Here is a 21332-nt window from a genome sequence, read left to right as displayed (position 1 = left end):
GGAATGGCCGAGCCGTACCGTCAAGCAGTAGCGTTACTTGATGACCCGCAAATAGGGGGGCAGTTCGCGCTTCGGCTTGCCCGCTCCTTGCCGAGGCTTGGGCTCGGGCTCACCGGAAGCACCCGATTCGTCGTCTTCGCGCTCGTCGGCGGACCGCACCGGGGCGAGCGCCGGGGCGGGCACCGGCGCGAGCGGCCTCACGGGCGCGCCGGCGTCCCGCGCCGGGGCCTCGCCGGCGCCGAGGCGCTCACCAGCCTCCACCGCCTCGAGATCGGGGCGGCGCGCCTTGTCCGCCGCCTCGTCGCTCCGCTCGTCGTCGCCGCTCGGGGGCGCGACGGCGGCGAGCCGGGGGCGCGGCCTCTTGGCGGGCTTCTGCGGCGGGGTCACGCCGGGGCGCTGCTGCTTCTGCGCGGCGAGATCGGCCGGGATGTCCTCAGGCCACACCATGCCGCGCTGGTCCTCGCTCACGAGCGCCCAGATCGCGTGCCACGGCAGGCGGCACCAGAACGGCGCGCGGTTGAACGATAGGGTGCAGCTGATCCCCTCGTCGTCCACCTTGAGGTCGGGGATGGCGATCGCCATGTTCATGCCGACCTGAAGGATCAGCTGCGGCTGCCCCGTGAACCACTTGGGGACGGAGACACCGGGCCGGCGCGGATCGAGATGGATGAACACGCTTGGCTCTCGCTCGAGGAGGGCCAGCGCGACGTCCTTTTTCGGCGGAAGCGGTCTCTGCACGTCGGACATCGTACTGCTCTGCCCAATACCCCGGACCGCGCGGCTCCGCCAGCGCTTCGGGCGCGACGCAGGCCGAGCCCGCGCCGGGTGAGCAAGCCGCGGCGCGCCAGGCCACCAGGCGACTCCAGCAGGTCTGTAGAAAGCGCGCCGTGAGCGCGGCGCGGCCGGGGCCGAGGCAGATCGAGCCTCCAGGCAGCCCCCGCGCCGCCGCGCGCGCACGGCTACGGGCCCGACGGGGCCGCGTCCGACCCGGCGGCGCTCACGCCGCGCGTCCCCGGCCCAGCTCGACGGGGACCTCGGAGAGGGTGACCCGGTGCTTGCCGCCGCTCGTGAGGGGGATGTGGTCGACGATCTGGACGCAGACGTCCGCGCGCTCGCCGAGGTGCTGCCGGACCATGCGCTCGATGCGCCTCGCCGTCTCGGGCTGGAAGCCCTTGTCCGGCACGAGCTTGACCGTGATCGCGCGCTGCCGGTCCTGGTAGACCTGGTAGCGGGCGATCGCCGGCTGGTCCTTGATGAGGTGCGGGAAGAACTCCCCGGCGAGCAGCTGGCCGTCGGGGCCGACGAGCAGGTCGAGGACGCGGCCCTCGACCGAGGCGAGCATCGGCAGCCCGCGGCCGCACGCGCAGGGCGCCTCGGCGGCGATCGCGACGTCCTGGTTCTTGTAGCGGATGAGCGGCATCGATCGGCAGACGAGGTCGGTCACGACGACCTCGCCAGGCTCGCCGGGGAGGGCGTGCCGCCCGTCGCGGATCAGCTCGACGAACACGTTCTCCATGTTGATGTGCTTGCCGGCGTGCCGCTCGCACTCGGAGGCGATCAGCATGAGCTCCCGGCAGCCGTACCTATCGAACACCGGCGCGCCGAACGCGCGCTCGATGGCCTCGCGCTGGTGCGCGAACAGCCGCTCTGCGCTGCTGACGATGCCGCGCGGCGCGGGGAGCTCGCGGCCCTCCGAGAGCGCGTAGCGCGCCGCGTGGTGCAGCGCGCTCGCGTATCCGACGATGAGCTGCGGCCGGTACCGCGCGATCCCGTCGAGCAAGGCCGCGAGGCCCCGGTCGGACAGGTCGAAGGCGGAGATCATCTTCCTGCGGAGGATGGCCTCGTGAATGGAGCGCTTGGCCTTCTTCACGAGCGTCTCGCTGACCAACGTGGTGCTCCACAGGTGAAGCTCCCTGTCGCCGAGCCGGCCGCCCGCCCACCCGTCGGACCGCATGGCGGCCGCGATGCGGCGCTCGTAGGTGTGGTGGTCGAAGCGGAACTGCACCGGCTCCCCCGTGGACCCGCCCGTGCCGCTCGCGTAGAGCCGGCCGACGAAGCCCTCGGCGAGGAGATCCTGCCCGTGGGCGCGGAGGTCGGCCTTCGTGAGGACGGGGAACCGCAGGAGGTCCTCCGGCGCCTTCACCGAGGCGGCGCGCACCCCGTACTCGGCGAAGCGAGCCCGATAGAAAGGGACGTGCCGCTCGGCGAAATGGAGCGTGGCGAGCATCCGCCGGAAGCTGAGATTACGAATCTCGTCTTCCGAACACCACTGGGAGCGCTCTAATCGCTCCAGATCTTTCAGGGTTTCCCTACCCCTTAAACGAGTCTCGTAGAACGGGAATAGGATGTTTCGAAAAAGCCCACCGTACATGGCGAGAGTGTTCTTTAGAATCATCGACCGTCAAGCGCGCGCGGGCGGCCCTACCACGATATCCCTGGTTTCATGACCGGGAATCCGACCGGAGCGGCGTGCGCCGGCGACATCCGTCCTGGCAGGGCCGGTGTGCGCTCGGCACCACCGCTCTGCACGGACACACGTTGTCACGCCTCCGCGCGGCGCGGGGCGGCGCGCGCCAGGCGGCGAACACCGCGCCTGAGCGGGGCGTCAGCCCGCGCTCGCGGCCGCGGAGGCGCTCGACCCGAGGAGGGCGACGGTGGCGCCGACGAGGATGATCGCGGCGCCTGCGATCTCGAGGGCCGTGGGGGTGGCGTGGAGCCACAGGGCGCCGATGACGATGCCTCCCAGCGTCTCGCCGGGGGACACGAGCGCGACGATGGACGGGGACATGCGGCGCGCCGCGATCTGGACCGCGGTGTGGCCGACGACGGTGGGGACGAGCGCGAGCGCGACGATGGCGAGGGCGGCATGGACCGGCGGCGGGGCGACACCCTCGATGGCGCCCGGCACGAACGGGAGCGCCGCCGCGAGGAAGACCGCGGCGCTCCCGTAGACGAGGGCGGCGTAGCTCCGCGCCGGCAGGGCGTCCCGGAGCGCGCGGGCGAAGGAGACGTAGAGGCCGTAGAGGACGGTGGAGCCGACGACCATGAGGTCACCCGAGAGGCGGTGATCGCCGGTGCCGGCCGCGCGCGCGATGACGACCGCGCCGACGGTGGCGAGGAGGACGCCAGCCTGCTCGGAGCGCGTGGGGCGGACGCCGAAGAACGCCCACGCGCAGAGCACGACGGCGAGCGGCTCGAGCGAGACGAGCGAGAGGGCCGCGGCGAGGGACGTGCGGTCGAGCCCCCAGAGGAAGAGCGCGAAGTGGACGGCGAGCAGGAGGCCGGCGCAGAGGACGGCGGCGCGCTGGCGCGGCGAGAGGCCGACGGCCGAGCGGACGATGGCGCGCAGGTCGAGCAGAGAGAGCGCGACCGCGGCGAGGGCGACCCGGCCGAAGGCGATGGCGAGCGGGTGGACCGGGCGCGCGTAGCGGGCGAGCGGGCCGCTCGCGGCGAAGGCGAGGCTGGCCAGGACGACGAAGAGCGCGGCGCGGCGGGCCGTGACGCGCGGCTCGTCCGTCATGCGAGGGTGCTAGTTCAGGCGAGCGGGAAAGACAACCAGCGCGGCGCCCGGCAGCGGTCGCGCCCCGGAGCTCGGCCGGCAGACGAGCGGCCATCTCGAGGCCGACGGAGCGCCCGGGCAGACCGCCGATCGCCAGGGCGGGCCGCCGGAGCGCTCCGGCGCGCGCACGGGATCAGCGCGGCACGGGCGGCGGGGGCGCGATGGCGACGAGGTTGAGCCCGCCAGGGTAGTGGTAGCTCGTGTAGGCGCCGTAGCCGATCACCTGGATGCCGACAGGGGCCGAGGCGGTCAGCACGTGCGCGCCGCCATTGCCGGGGCCGAGCCGGACGCGCGCGACGCCGAAGCCGGAGCCGATCGGGGTCGGCGCGACGTCGACGGCGGCGTCGTCGAGCCTGATCGTGGCGTCGAGGGGCTGGACGATGTCGACGTAGCTCTCGTCGTAGTCGCTCGGCGCGAGGAAGACGTACTTGTCGCGGTATTGCTCGACCGCGGTGGGGTGGCTCTGCGACGGATCCCCCATCTGGCCAGACTCTGCGTCAGCGTCGACGATGTCGGCGCCCAGCATGAACGTGCTGACCGCGAACTCGTGGTCTCCCACGACCTCGAAATCCTGCCTCACCATGTCGAGGTCGACGACCTGGCCAGCGTTGATGGTGGTCGGCGCGCCGTCCGGCCTGCCGGACGGATACGTCAGCGCCGTACCGTCGACGTTGCCGTAGAGGCGCACGATGTGGCCGATGACCCGACCGTGGGGCGACGTCGGGACCGCGACGAAGTACCGCTTGCCCAGCGTCTCGGCGGGGAACACCGACTCCTCGATGTGATCGCAGGCCTGGCGGCCGATCGGCGCCTGCACGCACGGGATGCCCGTCAGCACCTGGACAGGGCGGGTCGCGGTGACGAGGCTGCCGCTGAGGTCGCTGCTCGGGCGCCCGAGGACCTCGACGACATCGCCCTCGTCGAGCTCGAAGGTGAAGCTGCCGCCGCCGCTCGTCCGGGGGATGCCGTCTCCCGCGACCACCGAGCCGCCCTGGGCGACGTTCACGGTGACGCTGGTGCCGTCCTGGATGCCGCTGATGACGATGTAGCCGCCGAAGTCCGCGTCGGCCCAGCCGCGCTGGCCGGTGATGCGGTAGTTGCCTGTCATCGCGGTGCTCGGCAGGAGCAGCGACGCATCGTTGGTGAAGGAGAAGCAGCCGAAGGGCCTCCCGCCGTTGGCCGAGCACGGATCGTTGCCAGGGCAGGAGGACCAGTTCTTCCCGGACGGGCCGCCCTCCCCCTTGTACTCGAGCGCATTGAATTGATAGACCGTGACCGGCCTGGTCGAGACGAGGTGGTAAGCGCCGCCGTCCACGCGGACGGAGCTCGTGATCGAGTCTCCCCCGGTGCACTCGGTCGCGTCGGGCCCCTTCAGCTCAGGCACCCAGGGGAGGTAGATCTTGGTCAGGCTGTTGGGCTTGACCTCGGCGTGCGCCACCGCGGCGCCGGCGCGCGTCACCTCGACCTCGGCGATCTCGTCGCCGGCGTTCGCGACGACCACCGCGTAGTCGAAGATCGACCAGACGATGTTCGCGGTGACCGTGGGCCAGAAGTCGCAGCCGATATAGGACTTGCTCGCCGCGGCCTGCTCGCACGTCTTCGGGTCGCCGGTCAGCTCGGGCCCGACGTCGTCGCCGCCTCCGACGCCGCTTCCGATATCGTCGCCGAAACCGCCGGAGCTCGTCGGATCGACGCCGCCGCCCGGGTCGTCCCCGCCCAAGCCGCCGCTGCTGGGGGTCGTCCCGGGCCGAGGGGTGCCCGCCGACGAGCCGCTGGCGGAGCACGCGGCCGCCGAGGCGGCGCCCACCCAAAGTCCTACGCCGAGAAATAGAGCATGCTTCGAGATCTGCATGGGCCCTCCCGTCAACGGATCTCGAGCGCAGGGGCCTGTGCAACAGCCCCGCTGGCGCGAGATATCATGATGTTGTTTGCTGAAGGTGCTGCTCGGGTGCTCGCGCACTCGTGGACACGATGGTGTCCATCAATCCCGGCTACGCGCTTTTGCACCGCGGTGCAAGCCCATCAAATAAATCCGTTATGGGCACCACCAATGGATATCGCGCTTATCTGAAATGAACGGGCGACAAGCGATGACAATCACAAATGCGCCTGCCTCAAGCCCGCTGGAATGGGCCGTCGCAGACGTCTGCCCGACTCTGTCCCTGAGGATCCGTCGCAGAGCGGGGCGCGCCCGCTCCGTCAGTGGGCTGTGAGAAGGGGGCGGAGGAACTGGCCGGTGTACGAGGCCTTTACCTTCGCGACGTGCTCCGGCGTCCCCTCGGCGATGACACGGCCGCCGCCGGCGCCGCCCTCGGGGCCGAGATCGATCACCCAGTCCGCGCACTTGATGACGTCGAGGCTGTGCTCGATGACCACCACCGTGTTGCCCGCCTCGACCAGCCGGTGGAGCACGCCAAGGAGCTTGCGGATGTCCTCGAAGTGCAGGCCCGTCGTGGGCTCGTCGAGCACGTAGAGCGTTCGGCCCGTCTGGCTCTTGCCGAGCTCGCGGCTCAGCTTCACGCGCTGCGCCTCGCCGCCGCTCATCGTCGGCGCGCTCTGGCCGATCTTCATGTACCCGAGGCCGACCTCGACCAGCGTGTCGAGGACGCGGCGCAGCGCGACGTGGTGCTCGAAGAGCCGCAGGCAATCCTCGATGCTCGTATCGAGGATATCGGCGATGCTCTTGCCCTTGTACCGCACCGCGAGCGTCTGCGCGCTGTAACGCTTGCCGGCGCACACCTCGCACGGGACGTAGACGTCGGCGAGGAAGTGCATCTCCACCTTCACCATGCCGTCGCCGCTGCACGCCTCGCAGCGCCCGCCCTTCACGTTGAAGCTGAACCGCCCGGGACCATAGCCGCGCGCGCGCGACTCCGGCAGCTCGGCGAAGATCTCGCGGATCTGGTCGAACGCCTTCGTGTACGTCCCCGGGTTCGAGCGCGGCGTGCGGCCGATCGGCTTCTGGTCGATCGCGATGACCTTGTCGAGCGCCTTGAGCCCCTGGATCGCGCGGTGCGCGCCGACCGGCTCGGTGCTGTTGTGGAGCGCCCGGCCCAGCGCCGGCAGCAGGATGCCGTTCACCAGCGAGCTCTTGCCGGCGCCGCTCACCCCGGTCACGGCGAGCAGCACCCCGAGCGGGAACCGGACGTCGATGTTCCTCAGGTTGTGCTCGGCCGCGCCCTGGATCTCCAGCCACCCGCGCGGCGCGCGCCGCGCCGCCGGCACCTCGATGCGCGCGCGCCCCGCGAGGTACGCGCCGGTCACGCTCTCGGGGTCACGCGCGATCTCCTCGGGCGTGCCCGCGGCCATCACCCGGCCGCCGAGGTGCCCCGCCCCGGGGCCGAAATCCACCACGTAATCGGCGGCCCGGATCGTCTCCTCGTCGTGCTCCACCACGAGCACCGTGTTGCCCAGATCCCTGAGGCGCCGCAGCGTCTCGATGAGGCGCTGGTTGTCCCGCTGGTGCAGGCCGATGCTCGGCTCGTCGAGCACGTACATCACCCCGGAGAGCTCGCTCCCGAGCTGGCTCGCCAGCCGGATGCGCTGCGCCTCGCCGCCGCTCAGCGTCGGCCCGGAGCGGTCGAGCGTCAGGTAGTCGAGCCCCACGTTCAGGAGAAAGCTGAGCCGGCTCGTGATCTCGCGCCGCACCCCCTCCGTGATCTTCTGCCGGTTGCCCGGGAGCTCCAGCCGGGCGAAGTGGTCGTAAGCGTCCCTCACCGTCATCGCGGTGACGTCGGCGATCCCCTTGTCCGCGACGCGCACCGCGAGCGACTCGGGGCGCATCCGCCGAGCCCCGCAGGCGTCGCACGGGCGCTCGCTCATGAACTTGCGGTACGCCTCCCGCGCCGACTCGGACGACGACTGCTGGAACCGGCGCATCAGGCTGGGGATCACGCCCTCGAACTTCATGCCCCACGTGCCGTGCGTCTCGGTCCCCTCCTTGCCCCACGTCACCGCGATGCGCTTGCCGGAGAGGCCATGGAGCACCATCTCCTGCTTCTTCGCCCCGAGCTTGCGCCAGGGCACGTCGAGGTCGACGGCGCACGCCTTGGCGACGGCGTCGATGATGCGGAACGTCCAGCCCTCGCCGCGCGCCATGGCCGACGCCCAGGGGGCGATGGCGCCCTCCCGGATCGACAGCGCAGGGTCCGGGATCACGAGGGCCGGATCGATCTCGAGGCGGGTGCCGAGGCCGTTGCAGGCGCCGCACATGCCGAGCGGGCTGTTGAACGAGAAGCTCTGCGGCGAGAGCTCGGGGAAGCTCTGGCCGCAGCAGGAGCGCGCGGCGCTGAACAGCAGCGGGGCGTCGGGGCGACGCCGGCGGCCGGACGCCCCCTCGTCGGCCTGGAGCTCGACCCGGAGCTCGCCGCGCCCCTCCTGGAGCGCGAGCTCGACCCCCTCCGTGATGCGCTGGCGCTCGTCCGCCCGCACGACCAGCCGATCGACGACGAGCGCGATGGTGTGCTTGAGCTTCTTGTCGAGCCGCGGCAGCTCGTCGAGCCGGTGCTGGGCCCCGTCGATCTCGACCCGCACGAAGCCGCGGCCGCGGAGCTCCTCGAACAGGTCCTTGAACTCCCCCTTCCGGTGCGTCACGAGCGGCGCGAGCAGCACGAACTTCGACCCCTCCGGCATCCCGAGGAGCTCGTCGACGATCTGCTCCGAGCTCTGCGCCTTCACCGGCTTGCCGCAGAGGTGGCAATGCTGCTCGCCGGCGCGCGCATAGAGCACACGCAGGTAATCATAGACTTCCGTGATCGTGCCCACCGTGGAGCGCGGGTTGCTCGAGGCGCTCTTCTGCTCGATGGCAATGGTCGGCGACAGGCCGCGCAGGTGCTCGACCTGCGGGCGCTCGAGCTGGCCCAGGAACTGGCGCGCGTAGGAGCTCAGCGTCTCGACGTAACGCCGCTGCCCCTCGGCGTAGAGCGTGTCGAACGCCAGGCTCGACTTGCCCGAGCCGCTCACCCCGGTGAACACGACGAGCTTCCGCTTCGGCACCTCCAGCCGATCGATGCGGAGGTTGTGCTCCCGCGACCCGAGCACCTCGATGAAATCCGGCTCGCGCGCCGCGTCGAGGAGCTTGAGCGCCGGCCGGGGCTCCGCCGCCGGCTCGAGCTCCGTCGCCGCCGGCCCGGCGCGCCGCGCGCCCGACGAGCCGCCCTGCCCCGATCTGCCCAGCGCCGCGTGCCGGGGCGAGGATGCGATGGATTGCGGGTGTGAGGATCCGTTCGTTCGCGCGCCCATTGGATTCGCCACCGCCATTAACACGGTGGCGCGCTCTCCGGCACGCGGTGTTCCATGGAAAAACTGGCGGGCTGAGCGCAATGCGCTCGCCTGTGCGCCGCGGGCGCGGCAGGGCGGCGCGCGGATCAGCGCCTGGCGGGGCCGCCCGGAGAAGCGCGCCAGCGCACAACAACGCAGGTGACGTTATCGGGGCCGCCGTTCTCGTTGGCACGCTTGACGAGCCGCGACGCAATCTCGGTCAGGCCGGCGTTCGTCGCCAGGATACTGGCGATATCTTGCGCGGGCACCACACCGGACAGGCCGTCCGAGCAGAGCAGCAGGACATCCCCGCCCTCAATGGCGTCGATCCGCGTCTCCACCTCGACCGCCTCGTCGGTGCCGAGAGCGCGGGTGATCACGTGCTGGAGCGGGAACGAGCTGGCCTGCTCGGGGAGGAGGTGGCCGAGCCGGATGCACTCGTTGACCAGCGAGTGGTCGCGCGTGAGCTGCTCGAGGTGATGGTCGCGGAGGCGGTATACGCGGCTATCGCCGACGTGCGCGACGGCGATGAAGCCGTCGCGCGCGAGCACGGCCGCGAACGTGGTGCCCATGCCGCGCTTCTCCTTGTCGCGCCGCGCCGCGGAGAAGATGCGGCCGTTCGCGAGCTGGATGCCCGCGACGAGCAGCGGGAGCCCCTGATCGACGTAGCGGGCCTCCGAGCCCCGCGTCGTGGGCGGCCCCACACTGACGGCGACGGGCCAGGTGGAGTCCGGGTCGTCGAAGAAATCACGCACCGTATCGATCGCCAGGCGCGAGGCGACCTCCCCGGCGGCGCGCCCTCCCATGCCGTCGGCCACGAGGAACAGCCCCCGCGACTCGAGGATCGCGAAGCTGTCCTCGTTCGTGTCCCTGACCATGCCAGGATGGGTGATCCCGGCGGCTTCAAAAACGAGGTGACGCTGCACGGCGCTTCCCTCCAGCTTGCTCGCAGGCACGCTCAGCCAGACTCCCGGACGACGGGCGCGCGCCTTCCGTCATGCCGTCATCCACACCCTTCCGGCGCCTTCATCGAACCGATCGCGCGACGCGGAGCGCTCCGTCTGCTCATCTTGCCGCCCGCTCCGATTGCCCGTAGCGAGCCTACGCGCCAAGGATCGGTCGCGTCCACCAGATCAGGGCTCAGGCCGCGCCTGCGCGTGGCTGTCCGCACAGAGCACGGCGCTGTGCGCGGTCGTGCGGCGCGCTGCGCGCGCGTTGCCGTTCCGTTTCCAACGTCTGCCACGGCCTCGAGGCGGCCTCCCGGGCCGGCGGGCAGCCGGACCGACCCGAGGGCGCGGGCGCGCGGCGCGCTCGTCACGGGACCGCGAACCGGTCGGCGCCGCCGCCGGAGCACGCGCTCAACGCGAAGCCGAACCGGTCCTCGGTGCCCTCCTGCATGATGCGCTCGAGGTTGCGGCACTCGTGGCGGAAGACGCCCCGGAGCGCGTAGCGATCCTTGCTGTTCACGACGACCACGACGCCCGTGAGCGTGACCTCGAGGCGGTAGGTGACGGGGTCGCCTTCGATGGTGTACCGCGTCGTCGTGAACTCGGACGGCTCGTGGCTCCTGTACGCCTGCCAGATGCACTCGCGCGCCGCGCCGTTGTAGCCGTCGCCGCGCTTGACGACCTCGGTGCCGCACTGCTTGAGCGGCGGCGTCGTCGGCCCGCTCTGCACCTTGTCGGGCGCGGACGAGCAGGAGGCGGCGAACAGGGAGAGCGCGAGGGCAGCGAGCGATCGGCCTGGCGAGCGAGGCATGGGGACTACTTACCTAACGCGATCCACGGAAAAGGGATTCTTTTTTTCGGACGGCCGGGGCGGGCCGTCGGCGAGGGCCGGCGTCGCCGGTTTTCCGTGGTGCTGCCTTCTTCCGGGCTGGCTTCTCGGGCTGAGGCTCGAGCGCGGCGGCCAGGGCGCCGAGGTCCTGGAGGCTGGCCACGAGCGCGCGCAGGTAGTGCTCCGAGAGCCGCTCGGCGGCGCAGAGCGCCCGGGAGGCGAGCACCTGGGCGTTGTAGGGGCCGGCGTCCTCCGGCACGTTGTCGGCCGCGCGCGCGACGGCGAGCGTGGCGCGGGCGCTCACCAGCGACTCGTGGAACAGGGCGGTGGACAGCGCGCTGCTGAGGGCCTGGGCTTGCCGCTTCACCCGGCGCTCGACGACATCGCCTTCGCACGGGAGCTCCGCGAGATCGCGCGCGAGCGGCTCGGGGAGGCGCACGTCGCGCGCGGCCACCTCGCCGCGCAGGCGCGCGAGCGAGGGGACGGCGGTCGTCTGCCGCTCGGCGGCGAGCGCGCGCAGGCGGCGGCGCGCGGCCCTCACGACGGCGGGGAGCTCGCCGAGCGCGAGCGCCGCGGCCAGGGCGCCGTCGTCGGGGACGCCGGCGTCGGCGAGGGCGCGGAGGTGGGCCTCGGCGTCGGCGCGGGCGCGGTGGAAGGAAGCGTCGAGCGCCGTGAGCCGCGCGGCGGCACGGGCGGCGAGGCGCTCGCGGGCGCCGCCGTCGAGGGCGCGGGCGCGCTCGAGGAGCGCCTCGACGAGGCGGTAGCCCGCCGGATCGAAGCGGTGGGCGCCGGCTGCCCGCAGGGCGGCGAGGCGCGCGTCGGCCGAAGGCGACCCGGGTTGGGGGGGCCTGGCCATCGTCGGCGAAAAATCCGACGTAGACGTCATCGGGAGGCGCCTTGCCGCGGGATCGGCGAGATCTCCACCCGCCGGTTCTTCGCCCGGTTCTCGATCGTGTCGTTGGGCGCCACCGGGTGCCGCTCGCCGAAGCCGGCCGCGAACAGCGCCGCGTCGGGGACCCCCGCCGCGGCGAGGGCCCGGGTCACCGTGAGCGCTCGCTGCGCCGAGAGCTCCCAGTTGTCGGCGTAACCGCGGGACGAGCTCGTGAGCGGGCGGTCATCCGTGAAACCGCTCACCATGATGAGCTCGTCATGATGCTCGAGGTACGCCTTGAGCGGCTCGGCCAGCGCGCGGAGCAACGCGATGCCCGCGGGCTGGAGCTCGGCCGAGTTGAGCTCGAACAGGATGCTGCCGCGGATGCCGATGCGCCCCTCCGTCAGGGTGATCCTTCCCTCGGCGAGCGGTCCGGCCAGGGCGCGCTCGAGCGCCTCCAGACGCGTGCGCTCCGTCGCGCGGGTGGCGCGCTCGGCGGCGAGATCGCGGGCCAGATCGACCTGGAACGAGATCGCCCAGACGAAAAAGAGCACGAACAGGCCAAAGAGGCAGGCCATGAGGTCGCCGAAGACCGGCCAGACCACCGCCTGCTCGGGCGCATCGTCCTCGGCCGGCGTCAGGGACATCGCGGCGCTCTCGCGACAGGCGTCAGGGAACGCGGTGAGCTCGCGGCACGATCCGCGGAGCCCACGACCTCGAGGCGCGAGGAGCCAAGGCCAGACGCACGTGACGCGCGGCGCATCAGCTCGTCTTGCTCCTCAGCGCCCGCAGCTCGGAGAAGAGCTCCCGCTGGAACTGCAGCGAGTGATCGAAGACCTCGCGGGTCTGGTCGAGGTAGGCGCCGAGGAGATCCGTCGCCTCGCCGTGCTCCCGGCGCTCGATCGCATCCTCGATCGCCCCCAGGCTGTTCAGCCAGCGATCGCTCGCGTCGCGATAACGGTCGACCGCAACGACGAACATCTCCGCCACGGCCGTCATCTCGGCGCCTCCGGCCCGCACGAGCTCCGAGGCCTCCTTCACGACGGCCGCGGTTGCCTCGAGGCTCTCGCCGAGGCCGCGGGCGTGGGCGCTGAGCCGCTCGGCGAGCCCGTCGGCCGCCTCCCGCCGCGCACCGTCGAGCCGCTCCTCGAACGCCACGAGCCGCGCCGCCTGCTCCGCGAGCTGCGCGCGCGCCGCTTCGTTCAGCGCCGCCACGCGCGCCTCCGCACGCGCTTCCCGCTCCGCCCCGCTCCGCTCCGCCGCCTCCGCCAGCGCGGCCACGCGCTCCGCCTGCTCCCGCGCGCTGCCGGCCATCCCCGCCGTCGCCTCGGACAGCTTCTCCAGCAGCGCGTCCAGCCTCTCGTCCCGCGCTGCATCGGCCTCCGCCCGCGCCGACAGCCGCTCCGACGCCTCTCCGATCAGCCGCGCCGCCGCCTCCGGCGCCGCCTGCGCCGCTCGCGCCGCCTCCGACAGCGCGCCCGAGAGCGCCTCGCCCAGCGCCGTCAGGTGCTCCGCCCGCGCCGCGTCCAGCTCCGCCTGCCGCTCCGCAGCTTCCACCGATCGCGCCGCGTGTGCGCGCTCCAGCCGCTCGATCGCCTCCCCCACCACCGCCGACAGCCGCTCCGCCTGGCCCTCCAGCCTCGACGCCGACGCGCTCTCGAGCTCGTGACGGCGCGCGGCGGCCTCCTGGTCGAGCCGCTCGAACCGCTTCGCGGCGCCCTCTTCCATCCGCTCCAGCCGCGACGCCACGCCCTCTTCCATCCGCTCCAGCCGCGACGCCACGCCGCCTTCCATCCGCTCCAGCCGCGACGCCACGCCCCCTTCCATCTGCGCCAGGCTCTCGCCGAGGCCGCGGGCGTGGGCGCTGAGCCGCTCGGCGAGCCCGTCGGCCGCCTCCCGCCGCGCACCGTCGAGCCGCTCCTCGAACGCCACGAGCCGCGCCGCCTGCTCCGCGAGCTGCGCGCGCGCCGCTTCGTTCAGCGCCGCCACGCGCGCCTCCGCCCGCGCCTCTCGCTCCGCCCCGCTCCGCTCCGCCGCCTCCGCCAGCGCGGCCACGCGCTCCGCCTGCTCCCGCGCGCTGCCGGCCATCCCCGCCGTCGCCTCGGACAGCTTCTCCAGCAGCGCGTCCAGCCTCTCGTCCCGCGCCGCATCGGCCTCCGCCCGCGCCGACAGCCGCTCCGACGCCTCCCCGATCAGCCGCGCCGCCGCCTCCGGCGCCGCCTGCGCCGCTCGCGCCGCCTCCGACAGCGCGCCCGAGAGCGCCTCGCCCAGCGCCGTCAGGTGCTCCGCGCGCGCCGCGTCCAGCTCTGCCTGCCGCTCCGCAGCTTCCGCCGATCGCGCCGCGTGTGCGCGCTCCAGCCGCTCGATCGCCTCCCCCACCACCGCCGACAGCCGCTCCGCCTGGCCCTCCAGCCTCGACGCCGACGCGCTCTCGAGCTCGTGACGGCGCGCGGCGGCCTCCTGGTCGAGCCGCTCGAACCGCTTCGCGGCGCCCTCTTCCATCCGCTCCAGCCGCGACGCCACGCCCTCTTCCATCCGCTCCAGCCGCGACGCCACGCCGCCTTCCATCCGCTCCAGCCGCGACGCCACGCCCCCTTCCATCTGCGCCAGGCTCTCGCCGAGGCCGCGGGCGTGGGCGCTGAGCCGCTCGGCGAGCCCGTCGGCCGCCTCCCGCCGCGCACCGTCGAGCCGCTCCTCGAACGCCACGAGCCGCGCCGCCTGCTCCGCAAGCTGCGCGCGCGCCGCTTCGTTCAGCGCCGCCACGCGCGCCTCCGCACGCGCCTCCCGCTCCGCCCCGCTCCGCTCCGCCGCCTCCGCCAGCGCGGCCACGCGCTCCGCTTGCTCCCGCGCGCTGCCGGCCATCCCCGCCGTCGCCTCGGACAGCTTCTCCAGCAGCGCGTCCAGCCTCTCGTCCCGCGCCGCATCGGCCTCCGCCCGCGCCGACAGCTGCTCCGACGCCTCCCCGATCAGCCGCGCCGCCGCCTCCGGCGCCGCCTGCGCCGCTCGCGCCGCCTCCGACAGCGCGCCCGAGAGCGCCTCGCCCAGCGCCGTCAGGTGCTCCGCCCGCGCCGCGTCCAGCTCCGCCTGCCGCTCCGCAGCTTCCGCCGCCCGCGCCGTGTGCGCGCGCTCCAGCCGCTCGATCGCCTCCCCCACCACCGCCGACAGCCGCTCCGCCTGGCCCTCCAGCCGCGACGCCGACGCGACGTCCGCCTCCCGCCGCGCGCGCGCCTCCTCGTCGAGGCGCCGCTCGACCGCTTGCAGCGCGCCGCCCGCGGCCGCACCGGCGCGCTCCACCGCCTCCGCCAGGATCGGCCTGACCACGCCCGCCGCGACGTCGGCCGTCTGCCGGAGGCCCGCGGCGATGTCGCCGCGGACCTCGGCCGCGGCCGCGGCGAACGAGGCGGCGGCCTGGCGCGCGCCCTCGGTCTGGACGGCCAGGAGCCGCTCCTCGAGCCGCTCGAGCCGGCACGTGGCCTCATGCAGCGACGACGCCGCGGCGGGCAGCGCCTCGCCCTGCCGCGCGAGCGCCTCCAGCGCCGCGAGCTGCCGCCCCGCGACCGTGAGCGCCGCGAGCGGGCCCGCCGCGTAGACCTGGAGCGCGGCCGCGGCCCGCGCCTCGGCCCGGCGCACGAGCACGGCGCCGAGCCCGAGCATCGCCGACGCCGCGACGCCCGCCGCCGACGTGCCGAACGCGCGCGAGAGGCCCTGCATCGGCGCGGCCAGGCTGTCCCGCAGCGCGTCGACGTCGGCGCTCAGCGTGAGCGCCTCGCGAGCCCCCCGCAGCGTCTCGAACAGGCCGAGGAACGTGCCGAGCAGCCCGATCATCACGAGCAGACCGACGAGGTACGACGCGAACGTCGCGCTCGCCGGGGGCAGCGCCGCGCCGGCGATCCGCGCCTCGAGCATCGATCGGAGCGGCGCGCCGCTCCGCTCTACCGCCTCCCGCGTCGCCGGCCGCGGCAGCCCGGCGAGCTCGCGCTCGATCCGGACAGCGCGCCCCGCGCGCGCGAACAGCTCGAGCGTGCCGAACGCGAGCCCCAGCGCGATGAGCTGCACGAGGCGGTACGCGAGCAGGTCCGCCCCGCGGTAGACGAGCGCCGCCCGCCCCACCAGGGCGAGGCCGACCCCGCCGGTGAGGAGCACCAAGATCCGCGTCGTCCACTGCCGCGCTGTCGCGAGCCGCATCGTGAAGCCCTCCGCGGGCTACGCGGGCGCGCCCGCCGCCGCCGCCCCGTCGACGAGCGAGAGCAGCCGGCCCGCCTCGTGCGCGAGCACCGCCTGGACCACGAGCTCCATGCGCTGGAGCTCCCGCACGAGCCACTGCTCCTGCCCGAACCAACCCGCGACCTGCTCGATCCCGGCCCCCTCCGGCAGCGCGCCCACGGCCGCGCGGAGGGCCCTCGCGAAGGCGCGCGAGAGCCCGGGGACGAGCTCGGCGAGCGCGCGCTCGCGCCGCTTCTGGGTAGCGGCGGCGATCGCGGCGTCGAGCCGCTCGAGCCGCGCCGCCTCCGGGCCGAGCGCCCGCAGCGACGGCGCGAGCTCCTCGCGCAGCGCGCGCGTCTCGAGCCGGATGCGGCCGATGAGGCGACCCATGAGCTCCCCGAACGGCTCCCAGATCTGGCCGGCCGCGGACGCGAGCGCGCGCCCCGCGCGATCGCGGGCGGCGCCCAGCACCCCGGTCTGCTCCAGCGTCGCGAGCACCGCCGCCGCGTCGGGCAGCTTGTTCCGCCGGTGGAACGGGGCGGCGAACACGTGGTCGAGCGCCGCCGCGAGCTCGTCGAGGCGGTCCGAGGCGAGCGCCCGGACCTCGGCGCGCGCGCCCTCGGCCGCCGGCGGCGGCGCGGGGTGGCGGTCGAGGAGCGAGAGCTCGCGCGCGAGCGAGACGCTCCCGTGCAGGTCCATGAGCCCGGCGAGGACCGAGGCGGGATCGGCGAGCTCCGCGAGCGGCGCGCGCGGCCCCTCCGCGAGCGCCGACGCAGCGGCCGCGAGGGGGCGCGAGGTCAAAGGCCCGCGGCGCGAGCCCCCGGCTCCGGGGTGAAGCGTCTGCACAACGGCGCGTTGTTAGCCGTCACGGCGCGGAGCCGCAAGCCTGTCCGTCGCGCCGCTCTCGCCTCACGCGGCTCACGCTCGCCTCACGCGTCCCGCGGCTCGCGCCTCACCCGTCCTTCGGCACACGGGCGTCGCGCGCCTCACGCACGCCGCCCGTCGCGCCTCCTCCACTCCTCACTTGATCGCCGTGGCGTGCGCGCCCGTGGCCCAGAGCGCGAAGGAGAGCTGATCGGCCCCCTTCGCGACCGCCGCTTTGATGAGATCCGCGCCGCCATGCCCGGCGTTCCGCTCGATGCGGAGCAGGACCGGACCGCCCGTGCTCGCGGCCTGGAGCGCGGCGGCGAACTTGCGCGCGTGCATGGGATCGACGCGATCGTCGCTGTCGGCCGACATCAGGAGGACAGGCGGGTACTTCGTCCCTGCCTTGACGTGGTGATACGGGGAGTAGGCGTAGAGCGCCTTGAACTGCTCTGGATCGTCGGCGGATCCATACTCGCTGATCCACGTCTTGCCGGAGCCGAACAGGTGGTATCGCACCATGTCGAGCAGGGGGACGCCGCAGAGGACGGCCCCGAACAGATCCGGCCGCTGCGTGAGCGCGGCGCCGACGAGCAGGCCGCCGTTCGAGCCGCCCAGGATGGCGAGCCGCTCGGGCCGCGTGTACCCCTCGTGGACGAGGTGCTCCGCGGCCGCGATGAAGTCGTCGAAGACGTTTTGCTTCTTGAGCAGCATCCCGTCCCGGTGCCACGCCTCCCCGTACTCGCCGCCGCCGCGCAGGTTCGCCACCGCGTACACGCCGCCCCGCTCGAGCCAGGGGTACATCGAGGCGGTGAACGCGGGGGTCTGCGACATCTGGAACCCGCCGTAGCCGTAGAGCAGCGCGCGGGTGCTGCCGTCCTTCTTCAGGTCCTTGCGATGGACGACGAACATCGAGACCTTCGTGCCGTCCTTGGAGCGGAAGAAGGTCTGCTCCACGGTGAAGGGCGACGGGTCGACCGGCACCTCGATGCGCGCGTAGAGCTCTGTGCGACCCGTCTTGATCGAGGTCGCGTGGATCTCCTGAGGCGAGGTGAAGGACTCGAACGAGAAATACGCCTCGTCCTCGTCGGGCAGCCCGGACGGGCCGCCGACGGTGCCGATGCCCGGCAGCGGGAGCTCGCGGACCAGCTTGCCGTCGAGCGTGCGCACCTCGACCCGGCTCGATGCGTCCTTGAGATAGCTCAGCGCGAGGTGCCCCCCCACGACGGAGACGCTGTCGAGCGTGGCGTCCGGCCGCTCCGGGACGACCTCCTTCCACGCGGCGCGCTCCGGCCTGTCGGGGTCGACCTCGAAGACGCGGTAATGCGGCGCGCCCTCGTCGGTGTGGACGTAGAACCGGTCCTTGTAGACCTCGACGTTGTAGTGGGCGTCGCGCCCGACCGCGAGCGGCTTGTCCGCGGCCTGCCCGCCCGGCCTGCGGAGATCGCGATAGTAGACGTCAGCCGAGGTCCACCCGTGGGAGACGGTGAGCACGAGGAAGCGGCCATCCTTGGAGAGGGAGGCGTTGAGGAAGGTCCGCGGATCGCCCGTCCTGCCGCGCACCACGCGATCCTGCTTCGGATCCTGGCCGAGCCGGTGGAAGCGAACCTCCGCGTAACCCGGCCGCTCGGCGACAGGGATGGACGGGTCGGTGGGGAGCCAGACGTAGTAGAAGCCGTCGCCGGAGGGCGTCCACGAAGCATAGGCGTACTTGCCCCCTTCGATGACGTCGACCTCGGAGCGCTTGCCGGACGCGACATCCATCACATGGACGGTCGCCTCATCGGAGTTGTTCTTCTGGACCTTGTAGGCGACGTTCTTGCCGTCCCACGACACCTCCCATCCGCCCAGCGAGACGCTGCCATCGTCGGACCAGGTGTTCGGGTCGAACAGCACGCGCTCCTCGCCGCCCTTTCCTTCCTTCCAGTAGACAACCGACTTCTCCTTCGTCGCGTGCCTCCGGCTCAGGAAGTACCGGCCCCGGCGGTGGCGCGGGGCGGAGACCGCATCGATGTAGAATAGCTGCTTGAGCCTTGACGCGATCGCGTCCCGCTCGGGGAGCCGGGCGAGCTCGGCGCGCGTGAACGCGTCCTGGGCCTTCATCCACTCCTTCACGTCGGGCGAGCCGCCGTCCTCGAGCCAGCGGTACGGGTCGGTGATCTCGACCCCGTTCACGGCGTTCGTCACCGGGGCCGCGCGGGTGGTCGGGTACGCGGGGCGGCTCGGGCTTTCGGGCGTGGGAGCGGCGCTCGCCGCGGTGGGGAGCAGAGAGGAGCTTGCGGTCATGGTGGGCCCCGATGGGTTTGCCTCGCTACTTCCGCAGGCGCCAGCGAGAAACGCCGAGAGGAGCAGGCAGGGAGAGTACTTCATGGTGCGAGGAGCATACCGTGCCCCACCGACAGGGGCAGGCGGGTTCGCGGGGCTCGCGTCCGGGTTCGCTTCTCCTGCGAGGCGGGTCGCTCGAGAGGACCGAGCTTCCGCGCCGGCCAGCGGGAGGGAGGTCACATGGAGTGCTGGAATCTCCGATGGATGCGGTTCGATCACGATTCTCGCGGTGTCCCGACCTGCTGTTCGTGGCAGGGCTGGCCGGCGGGCTGCGGCACACCCGCGACGCCTTGCGAGGCGCGCCGGGGGCGGCGGCAGCGGCGCGCCTGAACGCGCCGGGTGCTCTCGTGGATCTTCTCCTCGCCCGTGGGCTTGGCGGCCGCGCCGCAGTGGCAGCGTCGCTGCCGGCCTCCACGTACCTGCCGAGCGTCTTGCGATCGAACCCCGCGCGGCTGGCGCCGCTGACGTTGCTGTGGCGCCGCGCTCAGATCCCCGGGTTCGTGGCGATCGCCTCGGCTTCCGCGATGAGCGCCTGCCCCTCGGCCGGGCTCAGCTTGCCGCTCCTCACGAAAGCCGACACCTGGTTGATAAAGGCGTTGAGCTGGTTGACGGCCGGCCGCGCCTCGCCTTCCAGGAGGGAATCGGCGGCGCCGTCCAGCTTCACCTCCAGCGCATTGCCTCGGCCGGGCGTGAGCGTGCCCGTGTCCACGAGGGCCTGGACGTCGTCGATCAGGCCCTGAACGCGCTCGAGCGCGGTGATCTCGTAGGCGCCCATGTCAGGAGCGGGCCCAACCACGCGCGGGTTCCCGGCCAGATCCGTCGGAGGCAGCCCCGGGACGAGGAGCCCGGCGTCTTTGCAGGGCGAGTCGGGGCGAAGGCGCAGATCGCCGCTCGCTGCGTCGATGAAGAGAGGATCGGCGTCGATGTTGCCTGCTCCGGGGAAGCCGCCCTGCACATCGCTATAGGTCACGGACACTTCAGCCGGGCTCGTGACGAGCAGCTCGCCCCCCTGGTCCTGCCAGAAGATGGAGTTGAGCACGCTCAGGTCAGTGAGACCGGTGGCTGCCACCCCGCCCAGGGCATTGCCGAAGAACGTGCAGTGGGTCAACGTCATCGTCGAGGGGAAGAAGGAGAACCTTGAACCTCGGACGAAGAGACCGCCACCGCTGCTCTTGGCTTCGTTTCTATCGAAGAGGCAGTCGGTCACCTCCGCGGCCCTTTCCGAAAGGAGCCGCATCCCGCCCCCGTCACGACCTGCCTCATTGGCACGAAAGATGCTCCGATTCACCACGATGGCCGGGGTGGGGGGTTCAATAACAGTTTCCAGAAAGGCGCCGCCACCGTCTCGACCGGCCACGTTGCCGGTGAAGGAGCAGTCGTTCACCGCCAAGATGACTTCTAAGGTCGCACGCATGCCGCCACCATCGATGCCAGCCCTGTTGCCCTGGAACGAGCAGCCACTCATCGAGACCTCTGCTGTGTTTGGGACAGAGAACCCGCCGCCGAACGGGGCCTCGTTGCCGTGGAACCTACAGTCGGACACGAACCCACCAGCCTCGCTGAACGCCATGCCGCCGCCGTGCGTGGCCGAACGATTGTCGATGAAGTCGCAGTTCTTTACCTCGACATCACTCAGGCGCACCAATAGGCCACCTCCCCCCGCGTTGCTCGTGTTGCGCTCGAAGACGCAATCCTCGATGGTGGCGATATTGATTGGACCGAGCTCCATTCCACCACGACCGCGGTTGTCGAGAAACGTGCTCCCGCGCACGCTGATGTCGCCGTCCCCCGGGGAGGCGAGCCCGCCGCCATCGTTGGATTCGAAGTGGCAGCCCTCCACCGTCGTACGAGAAGTGACGTTCAGCGCCATTCCGCCGCCTCTTGCGGCCCGATTGGCAGAGAAGAAGCTGTCTGTCACCCTCAAGTCTACTGTGCGGATGGCGGCGAGCCCGCCGCCCCCCGCGGCGCTGAAGGGCAGCAATGCCTCGTTCGCGATGAAGGAGCAGCGCTCCACCGTCGCGCTGGATTCAACGATGAGGGCGCCTCCTCCGGGGCCGTCGGTCGCTGTGTTGCCCTGGAAGACGCAGCTCCGCAGCACCGGCGCGCCTCCAACGACGAGCACCCCCCCGCCCTCTTGGGCGACACCGTTCTGGCACGTTATGCCCTCGAGTCGCGCCGTGCCAGGGACGTTGTTCAACGTGATGCAGCGACCGCCAGCGCTCGGATCCACGATCGTCGCGCCTGCGCCCGCGCCGACCAGCGCGATGGCCTTGCCTTCCCACAGGATCGACTCGGGGTAGACCCCGGGGCCAACGTGGACGACGTCGCCGTCGTCGGCCGCGTCGATGGCGCCCTGGATCGTCTCGTACTCGCCTGGCACGAATCGATCAGCCGCTGCGGCGCCTTTGCTCACGCCGACGAGGCTCGTCAACACCGCGAGCACCGCCACCCCTCTGCGCACCATGTTCATCATGG

General features: G+C 72.5%; 13 protein-coding genes. All 13 read right to left on the bottom strand.

Features of this window, described 5'->3' with window-relative positions:
• Positions 1-33: 33 nt before the first annotated feature.
• Positions 34-747, bottom strand: a complete 714-nt coding sequence (locus tag WME90_RS45285) for a ClpXP protease specificity-enhancing factor SspB (protein ID WP_437278324.1) — start codon at positions 745-747, stop codon at positions 34-36.
• A gap of 250 nt (positions 748-997) precedes the next feature.
• On the bottom strand, positions 998-2227 hold the full coding sequence (locus WME90_RS45280; RefSeq protein ID WP_437278323.1) for a phenylacetate--CoA ligase family protein: 1230 nt from the start codon (positions 2225-2227) through the stop codon (positions 998-1000).
• A gap of 378 nt (positions 2228-2605) precedes the next feature.
• Positions 2606-3520, bottom strand: coding sequence for a DMT family transporter (locus tag WME90_RS45275; protein ID WP_437278322.1), 915 nt, complete (start codon positions 3518-3520; stop codon positions 2606-2608).
• A 172-nt stretch (positions 3521-3692) separates the two neighbouring features.
• Positions 3693-5411, bottom strand: a complete 1719-nt coding sequence (locus WME90_RS45270; RefSeq protein ID WP_437278321.1) for an IgGFc-binding protein — start codon at positions 5409-5411, stop codon at positions 3693-3695.
• 347 nt (positions 5412-5758) lie between these two features.
• Complete coding sequence (uvrA, locus tag WME90_RS45265; RefSeq protein ID WP_437278320.1) at positions 5759-8800, bottom strand: excinuclease ABC subunit UvrA; 3042 nt, start codon at positions 8798-8800, stop codon at positions 5759-5761.
• Positions 8801-8925: 125 nt separating this feature from the next.
• Positions 8926-9744 carry a Stp1/IreP family PP2C-type Ser/Thr phosphatase gene (locus tag WME90_RS45260; protein WP_437278319.1) on the bottom strand — a complete coding sequence of 273 codons (819 nt, stop codon included), beginning with the start codon at positions 9742-9744 and terminating at the stop codon, positions 8926-8928.
• A gap of 388 nt (positions 9745-10132) precedes the next feature.
• Positions 10133-10576 (bottom strand): hypothetical protein, encoded by a 444-nt coding sequence (locus tag WME90_RS45255; protein ID WP_437278318.1) that lies wholly within the window; start codon positions 10574-10576, stop codon positions 10133-10135.
• A gap of 13 nt (positions 10577-10589) precedes the next feature.
• The gene (locus WME90_RS45250; protein ID WP_437278317.1) at positions 10590-11480 is read right to left on the bottom strand and encodes a DUF2894 domain-containing protein; all 891 of its coding nucleotides are present in this window, start codon (positions 11478-11480) and stop codon (positions 10590-10592) included.
• Positions 11477-12112, bottom strand: coding sequence for an OmpA family protein (locus WME90_RS45245; RefSeq protein WP_437278316.1), 636 nt, complete (start codon positions 12110-12112; stop codon positions 11477-11479). The genes WME90_RS45250 and WME90_RS45245 overlap by 4 nt, the downstream gene beginning before the upstream one ends.
• 115 nt (positions 12113-12227) lie before the next feature.
• A complete protein-coding gene (locus tag WME90_RS45240) occupies positions 12228-15650 on the bottom strand; it encodes a hypothetical protein (protein WP_437278315.1) in 3423 nt (1140 codons plus the stop codon).
• Between the two features lie 18 nt (positions 15651-15668).
• Positions 15669-16469 (bottom strand): hypothetical protein, encoded by an 801-nt coding sequence (locus tag WME90_RS45235; RefSeq protein ID WP_437278314.1) that lies wholly within the window; start codon positions 16467-16469, stop codon positions 15669-15671.
• Between the two features lie 219 nt (positions 16470-16688).
• Complete coding sequence (locus WME90_RS45230) at positions 16689-18818, bottom strand: prolyl oligopeptidase family serine peptidase (protein WP_437278313.1); 2130 nt, start codon at positions 18816-18818, stop codon at positions 16689-16691.
• A gap of 523 nt (positions 18819-19341) precedes the next feature.
• Positions 19342-21330 carry a right-handed parallel beta-helix repeat-containing protein gene (locus WME90_RS45225; RefSeq protein WP_437278312.1) on the bottom strand — a complete coding sequence of 663 codons (1989 nt, stop codon included), beginning with the start codon at positions 21328-21330 and terminating at the stop codon, positions 19342-19344.
• Positions 21331-21332: the final 2 nt, after the last annotated feature.

Origin of the sequence: Sorangium sp. So ce375, from assembly GCF_051473855.1 — a bacterium.
Lineage (GTDB): Bacteria > Myxococcota_A > Polyangia > Polyangiales > Polyangiaceae > Sorangium.
The sequence above is the reverse complement of the archived record's forward strand: the minus strand, read 5'-3'. Positions and strand labels throughout refer to the sequence as shown.